Annotated in this window: 17 protein-coding genes and 1 tRNA gene; 10 read left to right on the forward strand and 8 right to left on the reverse strand. The window is 73.7% G+C overall.

The features are described 5' to 3' along the window. Window positions 1-92: 92 nt before the first annotated feature. Window positions 93-944, reverse strand: a complete 852-nt coding sequence (locus tag ACFPIJ_RS30730; protein ID WP_380120047.1) for an ATP-grasp domain-containing protein — start codon at window positions 942-944, stop codon at window positions 93-95. Between the two features lie 61 nt (window positions 945-1,005). Here ACFPIJ_RS30730 and ACFPIJ_RS30735 point away from each other — a divergent pair, with 61 nt between their 5' ends. The 3 genes from ACFPIJ_RS30735 to ACFPIJ_RS30745 all read left to right on the forward strand — a co-directional run bounded on the left by ACFPIJ_RS30735 (window position 1,006) and on the right by ACFPIJ_RS30745 (window position 2,509). After that, window positions 1,006-1,890, forward strand: a complete 885-nt coding sequence (locus tag ACFPIJ_RS30735) for a GNAT family N-acetyltransferase (RefSeq protein ID WP_380120049.1) — start codon at window positions 1,006-1,008, stop codon at window positions 1,888-1,890. Between the two features lie 63 nt (window positions 1,891-1,953). Then, window positions 1,954-2,265, forward strand: coding sequence for a hypothetical protein (locus ACFPIJ_RS30740; RefSeq protein ID WP_380120051.1), 312 nt, complete (start codon window positions 1,954-1,956; stop codon window positions 2,263-2,265). Beyond that, on the forward strand, window positions 2,252-2,509 hold the full coding sequence (locus ACFPIJ_RS30745; RefSeq protein WP_380120053.1) for a YciI family protein: 258 nt from the start codon (window positions 2,252-2,254) through the stop codon (window positions 2,507-2,509). The genes ACFPIJ_RS30740 and ACFPIJ_RS30745 overlap by 14 nt, the downstream gene beginning before the upstream one ends. A gap of 4 nt (window positions 2,510-2,513) precedes the next feature. Here the strand turns inward: ACFPIJ_RS30745 and ACFPIJ_RS30750 are convergent, their stop codons facing one another. From ACFPIJ_RS30750 to ACFPIJ_RS30765, 4 genes are all read right to left on the reverse strand, one after another. Then, a complete protein-coding gene (locus ACFPIJ_RS30750; RefSeq protein WP_380120055.1) occupies window positions 2,514-3,185 on the reverse strand; it encodes a hypothetical protein in 672 nt (223 codons plus the stop codon). A gap of 36 nt (window positions 3,186-3,221) precedes the next feature. Then, entirely contained in the window at window positions 3,222-4,178 is a 957-nt protein-coding gene (locus ACFPIJ_RS30755) for a sigma-70 family RNA polymerase sigma factor (RefSeq protein WP_380120057.1), read from the reverse strand. Next, entirely contained in the window at window positions 4,175-5,590 is a 1,416-nt protein-coding gene (locus ACFPIJ_RS30760; RefSeq protein ID WP_380120059.1) for an MFS transporter, read from the reverse strand. Before ACFPIJ_RS30760 ends, ACFPIJ_RS30755 begins: the two co-directional genes overlap by 4 nt. Before the next feature lie 131 nt (window positions 5,591-5,721). Next, on the reverse strand, window positions 5,722-6,891 hold the full coding sequence (locus tag ACFPIJ_RS30765; protein ID WP_380120061.1) for an ankyrin repeat domain-containing protein: 1,170 nt from the start codon (window positions 6,889-6,891) through the stop codon (window positions 5,722-5,724). A 123-nt stretch (window positions 6,892-7,014) separates the two neighbouring features. Here ACFPIJ_RS30765 and ACFPIJ_RS30770 point away from each other — a divergent pair, with 123 nt between their 5' ends. Next, window positions 7,015-7,461: a hypothetical protein gene (locus tag ACFPIJ_RS30770; protein ID WP_380120063.1), complete on the forward strand. Its 447-nt coding sequence runs from the start codon at window positions 7,015-7,017 to the stop codon at window positions 7,459-7,461. A gap of 52 nt (window positions 7,462-7,513) precedes the next feature. Further along, window positions 7,514-8,839, forward strand: a complete 1,326-nt coding sequence (locus ACFPIJ_RS30775) for a sulfatase-like hydrolase/transferase (protein ID WP_380120064.1) — start codon at window positions 7,514-7,516, stop codon at window positions 8,837-8,839. Here the strand turns inward: ACFPIJ_RS30775 and ACFPIJ_RS30780 are convergent, their stop codons facing one another. Next, window positions 8,840-9,490, reverse strand: coding sequence for a hypothetical protein (locus tag ACFPIJ_RS30780; protein ID WP_380120066.1), 651 nt, complete (start codon window positions 9,488-9,490; stop codon window positions 8,840-8,842). A 159-nt stretch (window positions 9,491-9,649) separates the two neighbouring features. Between ACFPIJ_RS30780 and ACFPIJ_RS30785 the strand changes: the two genes are divergently transcribed. Continuing rightward, entirely contained in the window at window positions 9,650-10,621 is a 972-nt protein-coding gene (locus tag ACFPIJ_RS30785) for a cellulose binding domain-containing protein (RefSeq protein WP_380120068.1), read from the forward strand. 120 nt (window positions 10,622-10,741) lie between these two features. Here ACFPIJ_RS30785 and ACFPIJ_RS30790 read toward each other — a convergent pair whose 3' ends face one another. Continuing rightward, window positions 10,742-11,011, reverse strand: a complete 270-nt coding sequence (locus ACFPIJ_RS30790) for a multicopper oxidase domain-containing protein (protein ID WP_380120070.1) — start codon at window positions 11,009-11,011, stop codon at window positions 10,742-10,744. A 422-nt stretch (window positions 11,012-11,433) separates the two neighbouring features. Here ACFPIJ_RS30790 and ACFPIJ_RS30795 point away from each other — a divergent pair, with 422 nt between their 5' ends. The 4 genes from ACFPIJ_RS30795 to ACFPIJ_RS30810 all read left to right on the forward strand — a co-directional run bounded on the left by ACFPIJ_RS30795 (window position 11,434) and on the right by ACFPIJ_RS30810 (window position 17,094). Then, window positions 11,434-11,754 (forward strand): MarR family winged helix-turn-helix transcriptional regulator, encoded by a 321-nt coding sequence (locus ACFPIJ_RS30795; protein ID WP_380120922.1) that lies wholly within the window; start codon window positions 11,434-11,436, stop codon window positions 11,752-11,754. A 72-nt stretch (window positions 11,755-11,826) separates the two neighbouring features. Continuing rightward, a tRNA-OTHER gene (locus ACFPIJ_RS30800) sits at window positions 11,827-11,957 on the forward strand. Between the two features lie 23 nt (window positions 11,958-11,980). Further along, entirely contained in the window at window positions 11,981-14,146 is a 2,166-nt protein-coding gene (locus ACFPIJ_RS30805) for a TerD family protein (RefSeq protein ID WP_380120072.1), read from the forward strand. 251 nt (window positions 14,147-14,397) lie between these two features. Continuing rightward, on the forward strand, window positions 14,398-17,094 hold the full coding sequence (locus tag ACFPIJ_RS30810) for an ATP-binding protein (RefSeq protein ID WP_380120074.1): 2,697 nt from the start codon (window positions 14,398-14,400) through the stop codon (window positions 17,092-17,094). On the opposite strand, the gene ACFPIJ_RS30815 is transcribed toward ACFPIJ_RS30810, so the two are convergent. Further along, complete coding sequence (locus ACFPIJ_RS30815) at window positions 17,064-17,846, reverse strand: SDR family NAD(P)-dependent oxidoreductase (protein ID WP_380120076.1); 783 nt, start codon at window positions 17,844-17,846, stop codon at window positions 17,064-17,066. The two genes, ACFPIJ_RS30810 and ACFPIJ_RS30815, sit on opposite strands and share 31 nt — an antisense overlap. Window positions 17,847-18,144: the final 298 nt, after the last annotated feature.

Below are 18,144 nucleotides of genomic sequence, written 5' to 3' on the forward strand. Positions count from 1 at the left end.
AAACGGTAACGATCAGTCTCATCTTGCGAGCCAAACGGTACTGATCATTACCGTTCTTGGGAAGCGTGTGCTGGACCACCCTCCGGCGGGCGTCAGGCCGGGTCGATGACGCCGCTGACGAAGGCCTCCGGGTCGACGGTGCCGGGGCGGTCGCTGACCTGGCCGTCGCCGAGCTCGATGACCCGCCACACCCCGTCGGCGCGCAGTGCCAGATCCACCGTGACGAACGGCAGGCGCAGCGCGGCGACGAGCGGCTCGACGGCGGACAGGTCCAGCCCGGCGGGCGGCGCGTCGTGCGGGGTGTCCGGGTGCGGCCCGACGAGGCGGCACACCCCGCCGACCCACCAGGTGCGGACCTCGGCCGAGCCGAACTCCTCGAACCGGCGCAGCACGAACCCGCCGGTGAACTCGTCGTCGCGCAGCTCCCGGAACCGCGCCGCCACCGTCCATGCGGCGTCCACGTCGGCGAGGTCGGGGATGTACACGGCCTCGTGCCAGTAGTGCTTCATCGATTTCGTGTAGTCGCGCAGGACCGCCGGGCCGGGCCCGAGCGCCGCCGCGGCCCGTTCGAACACGTCCCGGTCGTCGCCGGTCGACCACTGCGTCGGCGGCGTGACGTCCGACAGGGCCGCGTACCAGCCCGGCAGCTCGTGCGCCTGCCGGTACTGCGCGGCCCCGGTGCGCAGCTCGACCCCGCGGTCGGCGAGCGCCCCGGCGAACGCGGCGTACTGCCCGGCACGCAGCATCCAGCCGCGGTAGACGGCGGTGCCGGCGTCCTGCGGCACCCGGGCGACTCCCCTGGTCGCACCGTCCGCGGAGGTCAGCGCGTCGTGGTCGACGACCGCCACGTCCAACCCCGCCGCGCGGGCGGCCCCGGCCTCCGCGGCGAAGTGCTCGTCAGGACGGCGGGGGCGCAGCGGGTCGGCCGGTACCAGCAACATCATCGGGCCATGGTGCCATCGAAATTCCGTGCCGGGGCGACACGACGGTCGATATGGTGCTCGAATGGGCGAGCTCGAGTTCACGACGGATACGGCCGCGTTCCTCACCGCGGCCGGTGACCATCTGGCCGCCGAACCGGTCCTGAACACGGTCGTGACCGCCAACGCGCACCGGCCCCGGACCTGGCCGGACGGCGGCCCGCCCCAGCACTTCTGGTGGCTGATCGTGCGGGACGCGGCCGGTGCCGTCGTCGGGGCGGGGATGCGCACCGCGCCGGACCCGCCGCACCCGCTGTTCCTGCTGCCGATGCCCGGCGACGCGGCGGTCGAGGTGGCCCGCGCCCTGCACGGCCGCGGTGAGGAGACCCTCGCGGTCCACGGGGCGCTGCCGGCCGCCGAGCGGTGCGCAGAGGAGCTGACCCGCCTCGGCGGTGGCCGGGCCGAGGTCGTGATCCACACCCGGCTGCACGAACTCGGCGAGCTCGTCCCGCCCAGGCCCGCGCCGGGGCACCTCAGGGTCGTGACCGACGACGACATCGACCTGGTCGGCCTCTGGGTCGACGCGTTCCTCGGCGACGCCGACGAGCAGGCCGGCCGGGCCCGGGGCACCGGCGTGCACGTCATGCCCGACCGCGCGGAGCTGCTGCGCCGCATCGGTGAGCAGCAGTACTGGTTCTGGGTCGACGGGACCGGCCGGCCGGTGTGCCTCACGGGCGTGACGCCGCCGCTGTACGGCGTGGCCCGCGTCGCCCCGGTGTACACGCCGCCGGAGCAGCGGGGGCGCGGCTGGGCCAGCAACGCCGTCGCCGAGGTCTCCCGCCGTGCACGGGCCGGCGGTAACCGGGTGTGCCTGTTCACCGACCAGGCCAACCCGACCTCGAACAAGATCTACGCCGCTCTCGGCTACCGCCCGGTCGTCGACATGGCCAATCACGTGATCGTGCGCTGAGCCCCGCCGGTCTGGCGGTGCCGGCCCGCGCCGCGGGTGGACGGCGGCTGCGACGCTGGGCGGGTGACGCCACCCTTGCCCTGGCCGACCCGCACGGAGCTGGAACGCTGCTTCGCCGGCATCCTCGACGGCAGCCGCTCCCGCGAGGACGTCGACCGCTGGGCCGCGCCCTGGCACACCGACCCGGACACCACCGGCGACCAGGTCGTATGGCTGGCGCTCAACATGCTGCACGGCATCGACCTGCGCATCGCCCCCGACGGCCCGTACCTGCACTCCGACGAGCAGGTCCGGCAGTGGCTGGCGGCGTACCGCCAGGTGTGCGCCACAACGCCGGAACCGCCGGCCTACCATGGGCCGGGTGTTCCTTCTTGAGCTCGCCTTCGACGGCAGTCCCGACCGGCTCGCGCTGCGCCCGGCGCACCGTGAGCGGCTGCAGGCCCTCCACGCCGCGGGCAAGGTGGTCCTCGCCGGGCCGTACTCCGACGAGAGCGGCGCGCTGCTGGTCTTCGACGTGAGCGCGGCGGAGTTCGCGGCGATCATCGACGAGGACCCGTACTACCGGGCGCCGGGCGTGACCATCGCCCGCCGGCAGGAGTGGAACCCGATCTTCCGCTGAGCGCTCAGCCGCCCTTCTGTTCCGACGCCGACGGGCGGATCCGGATCGTGCCGATCGTGGCGCCCTTGCCGTCGTAGGCGGTGACGAGCGGGTACTGCTCCGGCGGCAGCGGCGTCGTGCGGCCCTCACCGTCGGGGATGTTGTGCGGCAGCGGCTTGCCCTGCCGCTGCTCCCAGAACATCGTGACCGACCGGTTGGCGCTCCACCGGGCGTACTTCGCCTCGACGGTCTTGCCGGCGGCCTGGACGGTGACGCGGCCGGGCTCGGCGAACACGGCGCCGAACTCGATCAACGTGCCGTCGGGCGTGACGCACTGGTGCACGTCGAGCCACCGGACCGGTTCGGTCTGCATCGTGTCGGCGAAGAACCCGTAGCCGCCGGCGCAGGGCTGGTCGACCTCGACCGCGCCGGTGCGCCGGTCGCGCCACGCGTGGTCCAGGTGCGGCCAGTCGGGTGAGCCGCCCCAGAAGTACAGCACCATCTCCTTGCCGCCGATCACGATGCCGGTCGGGACGGTGTCGCCGACCGGCAGGGCGCTGGGGTTCACCGTGATCGGGACCGGCGACGGCGTCTCAAGCCCGCCGGGCTGCCCGTCCGGGCCCTTGGCCGCGCACGCCGCCAGCCCGACGAGCACCGCCGCCGACACGATCACCCCTGGAACCGAAAGCCGATGCATGCCGCCTCCTCTGCCGTCAATGACGAGCTGGCCGGCTCACATGGTTGCCTCACCCCGGTCGATCGGGAGGCCGAAGGCGGCGAACAGGTCGGGCCGGTGGACGTCCAGCACCGCGGCGACCCCGGCCTTGGTCAGGGTCAGCACCTGGATCGAATGGGCGTGGAAGGCACGGTCGCGGCCCCGGACGTACCAGGCGAACGCGGGCTGCCCGTTCGCGGCCGTCTCCACCATGAGCCGGTGCCCCTCCCCCGGCAGCATCCTCGACCGCAGCAGCCGCAGCACGGCGTCGCGGCCGGCGAACCACGTCGGGATCGGTGGCATCTCCCAGCGGGTGTCCTGGGTCAGCAGGCCCTCCAGGGTGGCGAGGTCCGCGGTCTCGAAGGCCCGGGCGTAGCGGTCGAGCAGCGCCCGCCGCTCCGGCTCGTCCGGTTCGCTGATCTCGTCCTCGGCGGGTGCGAGCCGGGCCAGCTCGGCGCGCGCCCGCTGCAGCGAGCTGTTGACGGCCGCGGTGCTGGTGTCGAGCAGGCCGGCCACCTCGGCCGCCGGCCAGGCGAGCACGTCACGCAGGATCAGCGTGGCGCGCTGCCGGGGCGGCAGGTGTTGCAGCGCCGCGACCATCGCCAGCCGCAGGCTCTGCCGGGTCCCGACGACCGTGGCCGGGTCGGCGCTCATCAGCAGGTCGGGCAGTGGCTCCAGCCAGTGCGTCTCCAGGTCGTGCGGGCGCACGTCGTCCGGGTCGGTGCCGGGCGCGCCCAACGCCGACGGCACCAGCCGGCGGCTGCTGTGCTGCAGGGCGTTGAGGCAGACCCGGGTCGCGATCCGGTAGAGCCAGGTCCGGACCGACGAGCGCCGCTCGAAGTCCGCGAACCCGCGCCAGGCCCGCAGGTAGGTGTCCTGGACCGCGTCCTCCGCGTCGTGCAGCGAGCCGAGCATCCGGTAGCAGTGCGCCACCAGCTCGCCGCGGTGCAGCGCGAACTCGTCCTCCAGGTTCATCGCCGCTCCTGGACTAGATCCTGCCGGGCGACGTCCTGAACGGTCCGGCGCCGGGCGCCGATGCCGAGTCCCGCGAGCGCCCCCAGCAGCGACAGTACGCCGCAGACGGCCAGGGCCCGGCTGAACCCGCCGGCAAATGAGCCGTAACCGCCGGCGGCGGCGAACACCGCGGCCAGCAGCGCCACCCCGACCACCCCGCCGAGCTGCCGCATCATGCTGTAGATCCCGGAGGCGATGCCGACCGCGCCCGGCGGCAGCGCGCCGATGCTGGCGCTCTGCGTCGCCGGCATCGCCATCGACACGCCGCAGCCGGCCACGATGAGCGGCGCGACCAGGTCGGCGTAGTGGACCGCGCCGGCGTCGACCCGGCTGATCCAGAACATGCCGGCCGCCTGCAGCGTCAGGCCGGCCACGACGAGGGGCCGTTCACCGACGCGGTCCACGAGCCGGCCGGCGATCGGCGCCACCAGGAACAGGGTCGCCGTCCACGGCAGCAGCCGCAGCCCGGCGAGCAGGGGGCCGGAGCCGAACGCGACCTGCATGAACTGGGCGAGGAAGAACACGGCGCCGAACAGCGCCGCGGTGAGCATGAACCCGGCGGCGTTGCCGGCCGAGAACGAGCGGGACCGGAAGAACGCCGGCGGCACCATCGGCTGCGGCGCCTGGACCTGCCAGATCAGGAATGCCACCAGGAGCAGGCCGCCGAGTGCCAGCGAGCCGACCACCTCGGCGCTGCCCCAGCCCGCCTCCGCGCCGCGGACGACGCCCCACACGAGGCCGAGCACGGCGAGGGTGCTCAGCACCGCGCCGCCCGGATCGAGCCGCCGCGCCGGTCCCGTGCTCTCCGGGATCCGCCGCATGACCAGCGGGACCGCCGCCGCGGCGACCGGCACGTTGATCCAGAAGATCCACTGCCAGGCGAGCCCCTCGGTGACGGCGCCACCGATCACCGGGCCGCTCAGCACGGCCAGCCCGGTCAGTCCGCTGAAGACCCCGATCGCCCAGCCGCGGCGCTCGGGCGGGAACGCGGCGCCGAGCAGCCCCATCGCGAGGGGCATCACGACCGCCGCGCCGACGCCCTGGACGGCCCGCGCGGCGATCAGCGCCGTCGTCGACGTCGCCAGCGCGCAGCCGACCGACGCGACGCCGAACAGCGCCAGCCCGGCCGCGAACGTGCGCCGCCGCCCCCACCGGTCGCCGAGCGCCGCCGCGGTCAGCATCAGCATCGCGAAGCTGAGGCTGTAGGCGTTCATCGTCCATTCCAGTTGTTCCACCGTCGCGCCGAGGTCGTGCCTGATGGTGGTCAGCGCCGCCGCGACCACCAGGACGTCCAGCGCCACCACCACCGAGCCGATCGAGGTCAGCCCCAGCACCCAGCGCTGCTCGACGGTTGTGCGTTGTGTACCGCTCACGAAAGGTCCCCCAAAGTCGCTGTCACTGGTACTGACCGCGATGGAGGACCGGACTCATCGCCCGGCGGCGACGAATTTTCAGGCGACCGGCAGCGGGCTGAGCACCAGCACCTCGGCCGGACCGGGCGGCGTCAGTGCGGGATCTGGCCGAAGAAGTCCTCGGCGAGGTCCCGCACGTCCCAGACGCTGACACCGGCGGCTCGCAGCCGCGCGTCACCGTTGGCCGACTCGTTCAGGGCCGACCACGCGACGGCCACCTCGTCCCGGGACGCGGTCACCGTGTGCCACGAGGCGCGCGGGACGGACACCTGGTCGCTGCGCAGCCGGCCCGCGACGGCCAGGGCCGCGGCCTCGGTGTGGCCGCTGCGCACCTCCCATTCCTCGCCGAGCCCCTCGACGACCGCCTCGATGACCGAGGCCAGGAGCTCGAACTGGGCCGGGTCGCCCTCCAGCCGAAGCTCGTCCGGGCGCAACCGCAGCAGCGTCCGGGCGACCGGCACGTCGTCGCTGCCGACCGACATCTCACCGAGCGCGAACTGGATGTTCTGCCAGTGCCACGCCTGCGCCAGCCGCAGCGCGGTCGTCCCGTCCGGGGCGGCCAGGGTCCGGTCGGCGCCGGCGAGCAGCAGCACCGCAGCGGCGGCGCGGTGGTTGCGTTCCACCGCGTGCATGAGGGCGGACCGGCCGCGCGGGTCGGTGGCGTCGACGTCCGCGCCGGCCCGGACCAGCAGGTCCACGGCGGCGTGGTCGCCGAGCCGGGCGGCCAGCACGAGGGCCGGGGTGCCGTCCGCGCGGCGCTGGTCCGGGTCGGCGCCGTGGTCGAGCAGGATCCGGAAGACGGCCGGCGGCGCGGACGCCCGCACGGCCGCGACCACCGGCGGGTCCTCGCGCGGTCCCGTGGTGGCGCCCAGCTGCAGCAGCACGTCAAGGGTGTCCAGCAGCGCCAGCGCCGGCTGGAAGGCGACCTCGGAGATGACGTGCCCGAGAACGCTCTGCCGGCGGTCGGGCTCGGCGGCGGACGCGCCCGCGGCGACCAGCAGCCGCACCACGCCGGCGTGCCCGGCGCCTACGGCGACGCGCAGCGGCGTGGCGCCGTACCGCCCGGCGCCGCCGACCGTGGCGCCCGCCTCGAGCAGCAGCGTGACGAGGTCCGCGCGGCCGGCCCGCGCGGACTCGAGCAGGACGCCCCAGCTGTGCCGGTCGACGAGTGCATCGGGGTCGGCACCGGCGGCCAGGGCGGCGGCGACACCGGCCGCGTCGCCGCCGGCAACGGCCGCGCGCAGCTGGTCGTCGAAGGTCACCGGCCGACTATAGGCCGCACCGGATCGTGCACCTGCGGCGAAACCACGTACCGACGGCCTCCGATGAACGGCACAGCGGGTTACCCTGTCAGTTCCGACGGTGATCCTGCCCCGGAGGTGGCGATGTCGGTCCCCGATCCCCGGCGCGAGGCCGAAGGCTGGCAGGCCCTGGCCCATTCGGCGGTGGCGGCCGCGGTCTTCTACCCCTTGGCGACCTACGGGCCGGGATGGTGGCGCGGCGCGCGGCTGCCCTACATGGATCCGCCGTTCGACCTGGCGTGGCTGCATGACGCCTTCGCGTGGACGGCGCAGTACGTCGGGCCGGTGCTGACCGGGGCGTTCGGCGGGATGGCCCTGCTGCTGCTCATCGTGGCGGCGTTCACCAGCGGGTTCAGGTCCGAGTCGGCAGCGGTCGGGCGGGTGGTGTCGGCCGGCTGGTCAGCGCCGGTGCTCGCGCTGTTCGCGGTCGCGGCCCTCGCCGTGGCCTGGTTCGCGCTCAGCCAGGTCGCCGCGTTCATCGCCCCGTTCCTGGGGATGTACCACGGGGAGATCTACCCGGCGGTCCCATGACCCGCATTACGGCATGTAGCTCAACGTGTTTGAGCGCATACCTGGAGTGTTGATGCGGGCATTGCTGGCGACGATCGTGATGGCGGCCACCCTCGTGGCGCCCGCGCAGGCAGTCGCGGCACCCGCGCGGCCGAACGTGCTGCTGCTGCTCATGGACGACGCCCGGACCGGGCAGACGTTCGTGATGCCGCGCGCCCTGGCCTGGCTGCGCGACCACGGCACCAGCTTCCCCAACGCGATGGTGAGCACGCCGAGCTGCTGCCCGAGCCGGGCGACGATCCTGTCCGGCCGGTACGCGCACAACCACCACGTCACGCAGCAGGCCGCCGTCGGCCGGTTCGACCACACCCGGTCGTTGCAGCACGAGCTGTACACCGCCGGGTACCGCACCGCCGCCGTCGGCAAGCTCTTCAACACCTGGGACCTCACCCGGCGCCCGCCCTACTTCGACCAGTGGGCGCTGACCGGCGGCGGCTACGTCGACGCGGACTTCGTCGTCGACGGGGTGGCGACGAAGGCGCCCTACTCCACCACGTTCATCGGCAGCCAGGTCAACCGCTACCTCGACCGGTTCGAGCGCGACGACGCCCGCCCGTGGTTCATCTACGCCGGCTTCACCGCCCCGCACGCGCCGCAGGTGCCGGAGCCGCGGTACGCCAACGTCAGCTACCCGTGGGCGGGCAACCCGGCGACCCGGGAGACCGACCGCAGCGACAAGCCCGCGTACGTGCGCCACTTCAACCGCACCCAGGAGCAGGGCGCCGAGGAGCGGCAGGGCCAGCTGCGCACGCTGCGCTCCGTCGACGACGAGGTCGAGTCCATCCGCCGGCAGCTGGAGGCCCGCGGCGAGCTCGAGAACACCCTGGTGATCCTGATGTCGGACAACGGCAAGTTCTGGGGCGAGCACGGCCTGCAGGAGAAGTTCATGCCCTACCTGCAGGCCGAGCGCGTGCCGCTGCTGATGTCGTGGCCGGGGCGGCTGGACCGGGGTGACGACCCGCGGCTGGCCGCGAACCTCGACATCACCCCGACCGTGCTCGCCGCCGCCGGACTGACCCCGAGCTACCAGGTCGACGGCCGCAACCTCCTCGTGCCCGGCGACCGCTCCGCGCTGCTCACGGAGTACTGGCGCGACCCGGCCAACGGCGCCGGCATCCCGCCGTGGGCGTCGACGTATGTGCCGGAGCGCTACCGGTACACCGAGCTCTACGACGACACCGGCGCCGTGATCGACCGCGAGTACTACGACCTCGCCCGCGACCCGTGGCAGCTGACGAACCTGCTGCGCGACGGTGTTCCCGGCAACGACCCGGCGCTCGGTCCGCTGTCGGCAGCGCTCGCCCGACAGCGGACCTGCGCCGGACCCGCCTGCCCGTGACTATCTGCTGGGCATCGGGGTCCGGTGCGTGCCGGGCACGCCCCGACCGGCCTTGGGTGTCCTGGCAGTGGGTGGTGTACCGGTGAGCTTCGCCGCGATCGCGTTGCTGCGTGGCTGCCCTGCCGCGCTGAGCAGCCGGAGCCCTTCGGCCTTGAGCGGGGCGGCCGCGTGGGAGCGTTCGCGGCGCTCCAGCAGGCCGGCGCAGTGCAGCAGGGCGATCCCGAGCCGGCCGCCCGGCAGCACGCGCCGCCCCCGCTCGACGGCGATGAGCTCCTCGACGGCGGCCAGGGCCGCGTCGGCGCGGCCCGCCTCTTCCAGGGCCACGGCCACCGCGAGCAGGTCCCACCCGGGGCCGTCGTCCACCACGCGGCGCCTGCGCTGCCGCGTCACCACCTCCGTGAGCACGTCGATCTTCGCGCTGATCAGGTCGCGGGCCCAGGTGAGCAGGGCGGTCGCTGCCTCGTCGAGCAGGGCCTCGACGGCGCCCGCCGGGGCCGCCGGGGTGAAGCCGTCCACCAGGTCACCGAGCGCCCGGGCGAGCCGGGGCCGGTACACGTCCGGTCGTACTGTCGTCATGATGCGGTACGCCTGCACCAGCTCGTACCGTCGCGGCCGGTCCTGCAGCAGCACCACGCGCGCCCACGTCACCATGCCGGGATCGAGCAACACATACCTCCAGCGTCGGGAGCGACCACCGTACGACGAAGAAACCCCAGGTCAACAGGGCTACTCACCCGAGTGATCGGCGCCGATACGTGCGGTATGCTTTTGACGGTTGACGGTTGCGCCGACCCCGTAGTCTCTATCGACATGAGTCGATTTATGTCGGGGACGGCCGCCGTCGCGGCGGCCGCTGTCCTCGCGATCACGCTCAACCCGGTGCCCGCCAGTGCCGCGACCGTCCCGACCGCCGTGTTCACCCAGGACAGCACCTGGCCATCCGGCAACTCGGGCCACTACACCGTCACCAACGGCGGTGCCACGGCCCTGCCGAACTGGCGGGTCGAGTTCGACCTGCCGGCCGGCACGACCATCTCCCACTACTGGAACGCCACCATCACCCACTCGGGCACCCACTACGTCGCGCTCGGCGCCTCGTGGAACGCGAGCCTCGCGCCGGGCGCCTCGACGAGCTTCGGCTGGGTCGCCGCCGGGACCGGCACGCCACAGCGGTGCCTGCTCAACGCCGCACCGTGCGACGGCCTGCCGTCCACCCGCGACGTCCGCCCGCCGACCACCCCCGCCGCGCTGCGCGGCACCGCCCAGGCCAGCAGCTACACCCTCAGCTGGAACGCGTCCACCGACGACCGCGCCGTCACCGGCTACGAGATCTACAGCAACACCAGCAGTACCCCGCTGGCCACCGTCACCACGTTGAGCTACAGCATGCCGACACCACCGCCGATGGTCATGTCGTTCGGGGTGCGGGCCGTCGACGCCGCCGGCAACCGCTCCCCCTTCGCGGTCGTCGGCCTCGGCACCCCACCGGACACCACGCCACCCGGCCCGCCGTCCGGCCTGACCCTGCGCGGCCCGGTCGACGGCTCCTGGACGGTCGGCTGGACCGCCGCCACCGACGACCAGTTCGTGGCCGGTTACGAGGTGGCCCTCAACGGCACCGTCATCAGCCTGGTCGGCAACACCACCGCCTACGTGCCCTACACGGGCTACGGCACGTACATCGTCACGATCAGGGCCTTCGACGCCGCCGGCAACTTCTCGACCCGGGCCCAGATCGGCATCGCGGTCGACCCGCCACCCCCGCCGCCGCCCGGCGCCTGACCCCGGCCCGCACGCCAAGCCAAAGATCCTGCCCGCTCGATCGAAGGAGCGCTGTGGCCCCCGGACAACCACAGCGCTCCTTCGAGCACCTGATCGCCGACGCCCCAGAACGTCGCGACGCTAGGTGGTCCGGAAGGTGGCCATCATCGCCATGTCCTCGTGTTCCAGGTTGTGGCAGTGCAGCAGGTAGCGGCCCGGGTAGTCGGTGAACCGAACGGCCACGTCCACCGACTCGCTCGGGGAGAGGTCCACGGTGTCTTTCCAGCCGGCGTCGTGCGGGCCGGGGCCGCTGCCGCGGCGAACGAGCACCTGGAACGGGTCGAGGTGCAGGTGTACGGGGTGGTGTAGGTCCGAGGTGAACCGCCGCCGAAGTCCACGACGACCTCGCACCGTTCGCCGGGGGCCAGGAGCACCGAGGCGTGTGTGCGTGGTCGCTCCAGCAGCCCGCCGTCCGACCCGATCTGCACGAGCGGTGCCCGTGGCGGGTTCAGGGTGAGCTGGTAGCGGCGCGCGTTCGAGGCGTTGAGCAGCCGGAGGCGGTAGCGGGCGGCGGTGACCTCCAGCACCGGCCAGGGCGCGCCGTTGACGAGGATGACATCACCGAGCACCCCTTCCATGTACGCGTCGGTGACGCCGGCGCCGTGGTGGTGCGCCGGATACCGGAACGAGCCGTCCTCGTCGAAGGACCGGTCGGTGATCATCAACGGGATGTCCCGGTCGCCCTGCGGTAGCCCCAGCTCGTGGCGGCAGGTGACCGGATGGTGGCGCCACTCGGGCTCACGAGCCCCCGCTGGCAGGTGCTCTGAGCGGTCATTGACGCCGAACGCGCCCAGCCCGTTGCCTGGCTCGCCCGCGACATGGGCGGAAATCGCCAGAACGTGCAGCGAATCGTGAACGACCTGCAGACGCTGGGGTTCGTGACACTCGAGGAGAACCCGCATCACCGCCGCGCGTCACTCGTCGTGCTGACCGACAAGGGCCGCGAGGTGTACGACGAGGCCAGCCGACTGCAAGCGCCATGGGCCAACGGCATTTCCGAGGACCTGGTGATCGAGGACATCGAAACGACTCGCCGCATCGTCGCAGAGCTCCGGAAAAAGCTGGAGCTGAACAGCGACCAGGCTTCGACCTGACCGGCACGACGCGTGCAGGCGTCGCCGATAATCGATGGCCCGCTCGGTCGGCCGGTGCGATGATCGAGATCTGGGTCGCTAGCTCAACTGGTAGAGCATTCGACTGAGTAGCGCGTCCGCTCTCCGCCTGTGCGGGTATGGGTGCGCTTCCTTCTCCTTGTTGGATCGAAGGGTTCGGGGTTCGAGTCCCCGGCGGCCCACCAGCGACGTTGGATCGGAGGGCCGTGTGCTCGAGAAGCTGATCATCTGCAAGACGCTCCGCGTGCCGGCAAGCACGGGCTCGGCCGGCGACGGCTCGGCCGTGGCCCGCCAGTTGGACGCGGCGCTGCTCGATGCCGGGTTCTCGGCGTCGCGGGCGCTGCTGGAGCACGTCGGCGCGCTGGCCCACGGGCCGGCGATGGACCTCGCCGCCACGGTCGTGTCGGCGGTGCGCGAGCTGGTCGGTGACCACGTGCAGCACAACGCGTACTTCATCGGCTTCCCCGACGACGTGCCGGACACCGTCGAGTTCTGGGCTTCTCGGCTGCGGGCCGCCGTGCTCGCCGGCGGTGGCACGGCCAGCGACGCGCAGCTGCGCGCCGCGGTCGTCTCGGGTGGCGTGAACCTGCTCGACCTGCCGGGCTACGGCACCTACCAGCACACCTACGCCGAGCTCCTCGCCGCGCACGACGAGCTGATCGCCTCGGCCGGTGACCGGCTGACCCTGCTGCAGCTCGGCGACACCGCCGACGTGGAGGCCGGCCGGCTCTACCTGGCCCTGGCCGGCAGCACGACGCCGCACGGCGAGGCGGACCTCGCGCTCCTCAGCGAGCTCGCCCTCACCTGCATCGACGACGCGCAGCCGGCGCAGATCCCGGTGCGGGAGAACCGTGCCGTGCTCAACGGCGTCCGGCTCGTCCTCGGCCGGCCGCTGGTCGCCGTGGACACCACGACCGACGTGCTGCGCCTCGCCTGCCACGTCTCCGGCGGCGACGTGTCGCTCGCGACGCCCACCCGGTTCCGGTCCTTCGGACGTCCGGAGCGGCGGATCCTGCTGGCCGCGCTGGACGGGATCGTCGCCGCGAACCAGGACAAGCTCGGCGACGTCGCGCCCTACGCGGAGCGGTGGAAGCGGCTCGGGGAGCGGCTGCACCCGCACGAGCACGAGCAGTGGCCGCACGCCCAGGCGGTGTTCGCGGTCGCCCGCGGTGAGCGGCGGGTCCGCAACCTCGCCGGCCGCGCGGAGGCGGCGATCGGCGCCGGAGCCATCGGCCCGGCCGCGTCGGTGCTGTCGGCCGCGCCGGGCCTGTTGCTGCGGTCCGCGGACCGGTTGCTGCGCCTGGCGTCGCCGTCCGAGCGGGCGGGCGTGGTCGAAGCGGTCACCGGCGCGCTCGGCTCGGCGTCGGGCCGGGTGCTCTGCTCGCTGCGGGAGCACGTCGGCAACCGGCTGACGCCGGCGTCCGCGCGGCTGTACGCGAACCGTTCGCGGCGCGCCTGGGTCGGGCCGGACGAGCGGCCGCCGCTGCCGGCCGAGCTGGTCGCCGAGCTGTCCGCGCGGCTCGACGCGGAGATCGGCGCCCGGCTGCCGCTCGCCGGGCAGGAGCGGCCGTTGCTGGTGGACCCGGACGTGCTCGACGTCGCGCTGCCGCTGTCCGGCAAGGCGGCCGAAGGCGGCTTCGCGGTCCTGCCGAGGGGCTCGCGGGCACCGGTCTCCGGTGAGCTGCTGCGTTTCTTCACGTACTGGCGCCAGACCAGCCGCCGCACCGACTTCGACCTGTCCGTGCTGCTGCTCGACCGCAAGTTCCACACCGCCGGTCAGGTGTCGTGGACGCAGTATCGCCACGGCGGCATCGTGCACTCCGGCGACATCACCGACGCGCCGGACGGCGCGACCGAGTTCATCGACGTACCCCTGAAGATCAACGTGCCCTACGTGGTGCCGCAGGTCCACATCTACTCGGGTGAGTCGTTCGACGAGGTCGCCGAATCGATGTTCGGCTACCAGACCCGCGCCAAGAAGCAGCGCGGCGCGCCGTTCGACGCCCGGACCGTGCGGGCCCGTTCCGACCTGCGCGGCCAGGGCCGGATCGCGCTGCCGATGGTGTTCGCCAAGGGCGAGCGCGGCTGGCAGGCGGTGTGGCTGCACCTGTACCTGCAGGGCCGGCCGAACTTCAACCGGGTGGAGGAGCACACGTTCGGCACGGCGGACCGGGTGCGTGCCGTGCTGGAGCGGCGCTACCTCACCGTCTCGTATCTGGTCGACCTGATGCGCGCGCGGACCGAGGTGCGCACCTGGGACGGCGGGTTGCCGGACGAGCCGGTCACCTTCATCGGCATCGAGGCGCCCGAAGGCCTGCCGGCCGGGTCGGACGTCTTCCCACTGGGTCGGCTCAGCGAGCTGATCCCCGCGTAACCTGGCACCACCGGTGACGGCCGAGGCCATGCCGGCGCTTCCTCCTATTCCGTTCGATTCGGGAGCCTCCGCGCAAGCGGAGGATCTGGCATTCAGCGCCGGCGCCTTCCTCGGCCGTCCCCGGGCAGGCCTGCACCGTGACACGCGTCCATCTCCGGATCCGGTTGCCTCGCACCGATGTCGCACATGCGGCTGACAGGCGAACCGGCCGTCGGGCAACCTTGCTGCCCAACGGTTGCGGGTGAGGTGTAGTGAGCGGTGGCGTAGATCCCGGCGACCTGTTCGTCGGTGTGCTCGGCCCGACCGTCGTGCGGCGCCACGGCCGTGACGTGGCCACCGGCGGGCGGGCGCCGCGGACGGTGCTGTGCCGGCTGATCGTCGCCGGCGGCCGGTTCGTGGCGCTCGACGCGCTGGTCGACGGCCTCTGGCCGCACGAGCCGCCGCCGAGCGCGCGGATCACCGTCCAGGGGTACCTGTCCGTGCTGCGCCGCGCCCTCGAACCGGACCGGCCACCGCGGGCGCCCGGTCGGCTGCTCGTCCGCGACGGCACCGGGTACGCGCTGCGACTGGCCCCCGGCACGCTGGACACCGACCGGTTCGGCGCCGCGCTGCGCCAGGGCCGGGACCTGCTCGCGGCCGGCGACCCCCGATCCGCCCTCACCCACCTCGACGAGGCACTCGCGCTGTGGCGCGGACCCGCGTACGCCGACTGCGCCGACCGCCCATTCGTGCTCGCCGAGGCGCACCGCGTGCGGGAACTGCGGACCGCCGCCACGGAGCACCGCCTCGCCGCCCTGGTCGAGCTCGGCGCGCACGAGACGGCGGCCGCGCAGCTGCGGGCGTTCCTCGCCGAGCATCCCCTCCGCGAACGCGCCTGGGCGCTGCTGGCTCGGGCGCTGTACCTCACCGGCCGGCAGGGCGACGCACTCGAGGTCCTTCGCGACGCCCGGCGCCGGCTCATGGACGACCTCGGCGTCGAGCCCGGGGCGGAGTTGGCCGGGCTCCAGCACGAGATCCTGGACCACACCCTGGACACCGCGCCCGCCGGCAACCTGCCGCATCCGGTCTCGGACCTGGTCGGCCGGGTCGCCGAGCGGCGGGCGGTGACCGACCTGCTGCGCCGACACCGCCTCGTCACGCTCACCGGCGCGGGCGGGATGGGCAAGACCCGGCTCGCGCTGGCGGTCGCCGCCGACCGTGCGGACCCTGACGGTCCCTGGCTGGTCGAGCTGGCCGGGCTGCACGAGCCCGCGGTGCTCGCCGAGCGGGTCTGCGCCGCGCTGCGGATCGCCGGACCAGGCACCACCGGTGCCCTCATCGCCGCGCTGCGGACCCGGCAACTGCTGATCGTCCTGGACAACTGCGAGCACCTGGTGGGCGCCGCCGGCCCGCTCGTGTCGGCGCTGCTCAGCGCGTGCCCGCAGGTGCGGGTGCTGGTCACCAGCCGCGAGTCGCTGCGCGTCGACGGCGAGCACCTCTTCGACGTGCCGCCGCTGTCGGCCGGCGAGGCGGTCGACCTGTTCACCGCGCGGGCCGCCGCGGTGCTGAGCGGGCGCCGCCCCGGCCCGGCCGAGCGGCACCCGATCGCCCGCCTCTGCGCGGCCCTGGACCACATGCCCCTCGCGATCGAGTTCGCCGCCGCGCAGAGCCGGGTGCTGTCGCCGCGGCAGATCCTCGCCCGCCTCGACGACCGGTTCGCCGTCCTGGCCGGGCCACGAACCGCGAGCCGGTACGCCACCATGCTCGGGCTGATGGACGCCTGGTACGAGCTGCTGACCGCCGCCGAGCAGGACCTGCTGTCGGCCCTCGCCGTGTTCGACGGCGGGTTCGGGCTGGCCGGGGCCACCGCCGTCGCCGGCCGCGCGGACACCCTCCCGGTCCTGACCGCCCTGGTGGAGAAGTCCCTGGTGAAGGCCGACGACCGGCGGTTCATGCTGTTGGAGACCATCCGCCGCTACGCGGTGCGCCGCACGTCCCCGGCCCACCGGCACGCGCTCGGCGTCCGGCACACCACGTGGGTGCTGCACCTGGCCGACACCGCCGGCGAGCAGCTGCGCGGCCCCGGCAGCGCCGCCTGGATGCGGCGCCTGCACCTGGAGAGCGACAACGTGCGGGCGGCGCTGCGGCGGGCGGCCACGGCCGGGGACACCGCCACCGTGCTGCGGATCGCCGGTGGCCTGCACTGGTACTGGTACCGGCAGGGCCGCGTCACCGAAGGCCTGCGCTGCCTGGAACCGGCGCTGCGGCAGGCGGACCCGCGCGTCCACGACCCCGCCTGGATCGCCCGCGCCGCCGTCGGTCTCGCGCTGCTGCGGTACCTCGGCGGCGCCCACGACCAGGTCGCCGACGCCCTCGCGGTGGCCGCCCGGCACGGCGCCGCGACCGACGACCCGGCGGTGCGGGCACAGGTCCTGGCAACAGTCGCGTACTTCCAGGCCGGCGCCGGGGACGTCGGCGCCGCGACCGCAAACGCCACCGAGGCCCTGGCGCTGGCCCGGACCGCCGGCCACCGCGCCACGGCGGCCGAGGCGCTCATGTGCCTGGGCGAGGCCGAGCGCCGCGCCGGCCGGCTGGAACGGGCGACGGCGACGTTCACCGCCGCCCTGCGCGAGGCCGAGGAGTGCGGCCACGGCTGGGCGGCGGTGTCCGTGCTGTGGCTGATGAGCAAGGTCGAGCTCGCCGCGGACCGGCCCGACCGGGCGGCGCCGCTGATCCGGCGGATGCTCGAGGAGGCGCACCGCGGCGCCGACACGACCGGCTGGCTGGTGGCCGTGGCAATGTCCGCGCACCTGCTGGCGCTCGCCGGCCGGACCGCCGCCGCGGCGGACCTCCTCGGCACGGTCCGCGCCCTCGGCGACCGCGTCGGCTACCAGGCCGAGGCGATGGACGCCGAGCTGGCGGGCTACCTCGCGACGCTTCAGCCCTGCGGGGTGTCTCCGGGCAGCTGAACCCCGGTGAGGTCGGCGCAGTGGGTGAGCAGGGCTTCCAGCAGCGCCGGCTCCAGCACGGCCGGCCGCCATGCCCTTTCGCTGAAGTACCGGCCGGTGACCAGCACCTCGGGGTCATCACCGATGGCGAGGCGCACCTGGGCGCTCGCGGCGTCCTCGGGGCTCGTCGGCGCGCCGTCGCCGCCCATGGCGGTGCGCACCCAGCCCGGGTCGAGCGCGTTGCTCAACGTCGACGGCCACCTGCGGGCAACGGCGACGGCGAGCATCAGGTCCAGCAGCTTCGACGTCGAGTACACCGCGAACCCGTTCCAGGGCCGCCGGTCGTACTGCAGGTCGGCGAGGTCGACGGCACCGTCCGCGGCCATCGCCGACGACACGAACACCAGCCGCTCCGGCTGCGGCAACAGCGCCGTCAGCAGGTACGGCGCGAGCACGTTGACCTGGAACATCGACTCGAGGCCGTCGCCGGTCAGCTCGCGTTCCGAGCTGTCCAGCCGGGCGATCCCGGCGTTGTGCACGATCGTGTCGAAGCGACCGTACGCCCGCAGCGAACCCGCGAGGGCCGTCGTCTCGGCGAGGGAGCGCAGGTCGCCCACCGCGATCCCGGCCGCGCCGGGCAGCGCCACCTTGGCCGCCGCGGCCCGGTCCTCGTTGCGGGCGTGCACCACCACCCGGTGCCCGCCGGCGATGAGCTGGGCCACGGTACGCCGGCCGATGCCGTCGACGGAGCCGGTGACAAGAACATTGCGCATGGTTTTCCCTTCGTCGTGTGCCGCACCACGATGATCGCGACCGTTGGGAAACCATCGGGAACCCGTTGGGACGGTACCGGCGCCGTGTTGCCGGCCGCCGTCACCGCGAAGTCACGCGTGCGCCACGCCACTCCGATGCGCCCGCCTCTCGGGGTATCCGATCCGGCGCGGCTGTCCAGATCAGGCCCTTTGTGTGTTTGCTCCGTGTCGGGAGCGGATCTTCTGCGTGCTCGAAGGACGGCGCTGGCTGTTCGCATGGCCGGTGCGCGACTTCGATCAACGACGAGGGTGGCGGTGC

It is taken from the genome of Dactylosporangium cerinum, from assembly GCF_042653625.1.
Taxonomy (GTDB): Bacteria; Actinomycetota; Actinomycetes; order Mycobacteriales; family Micromonosporaceae; genus Dactylosporangium; species Dactylosporangium cerinum.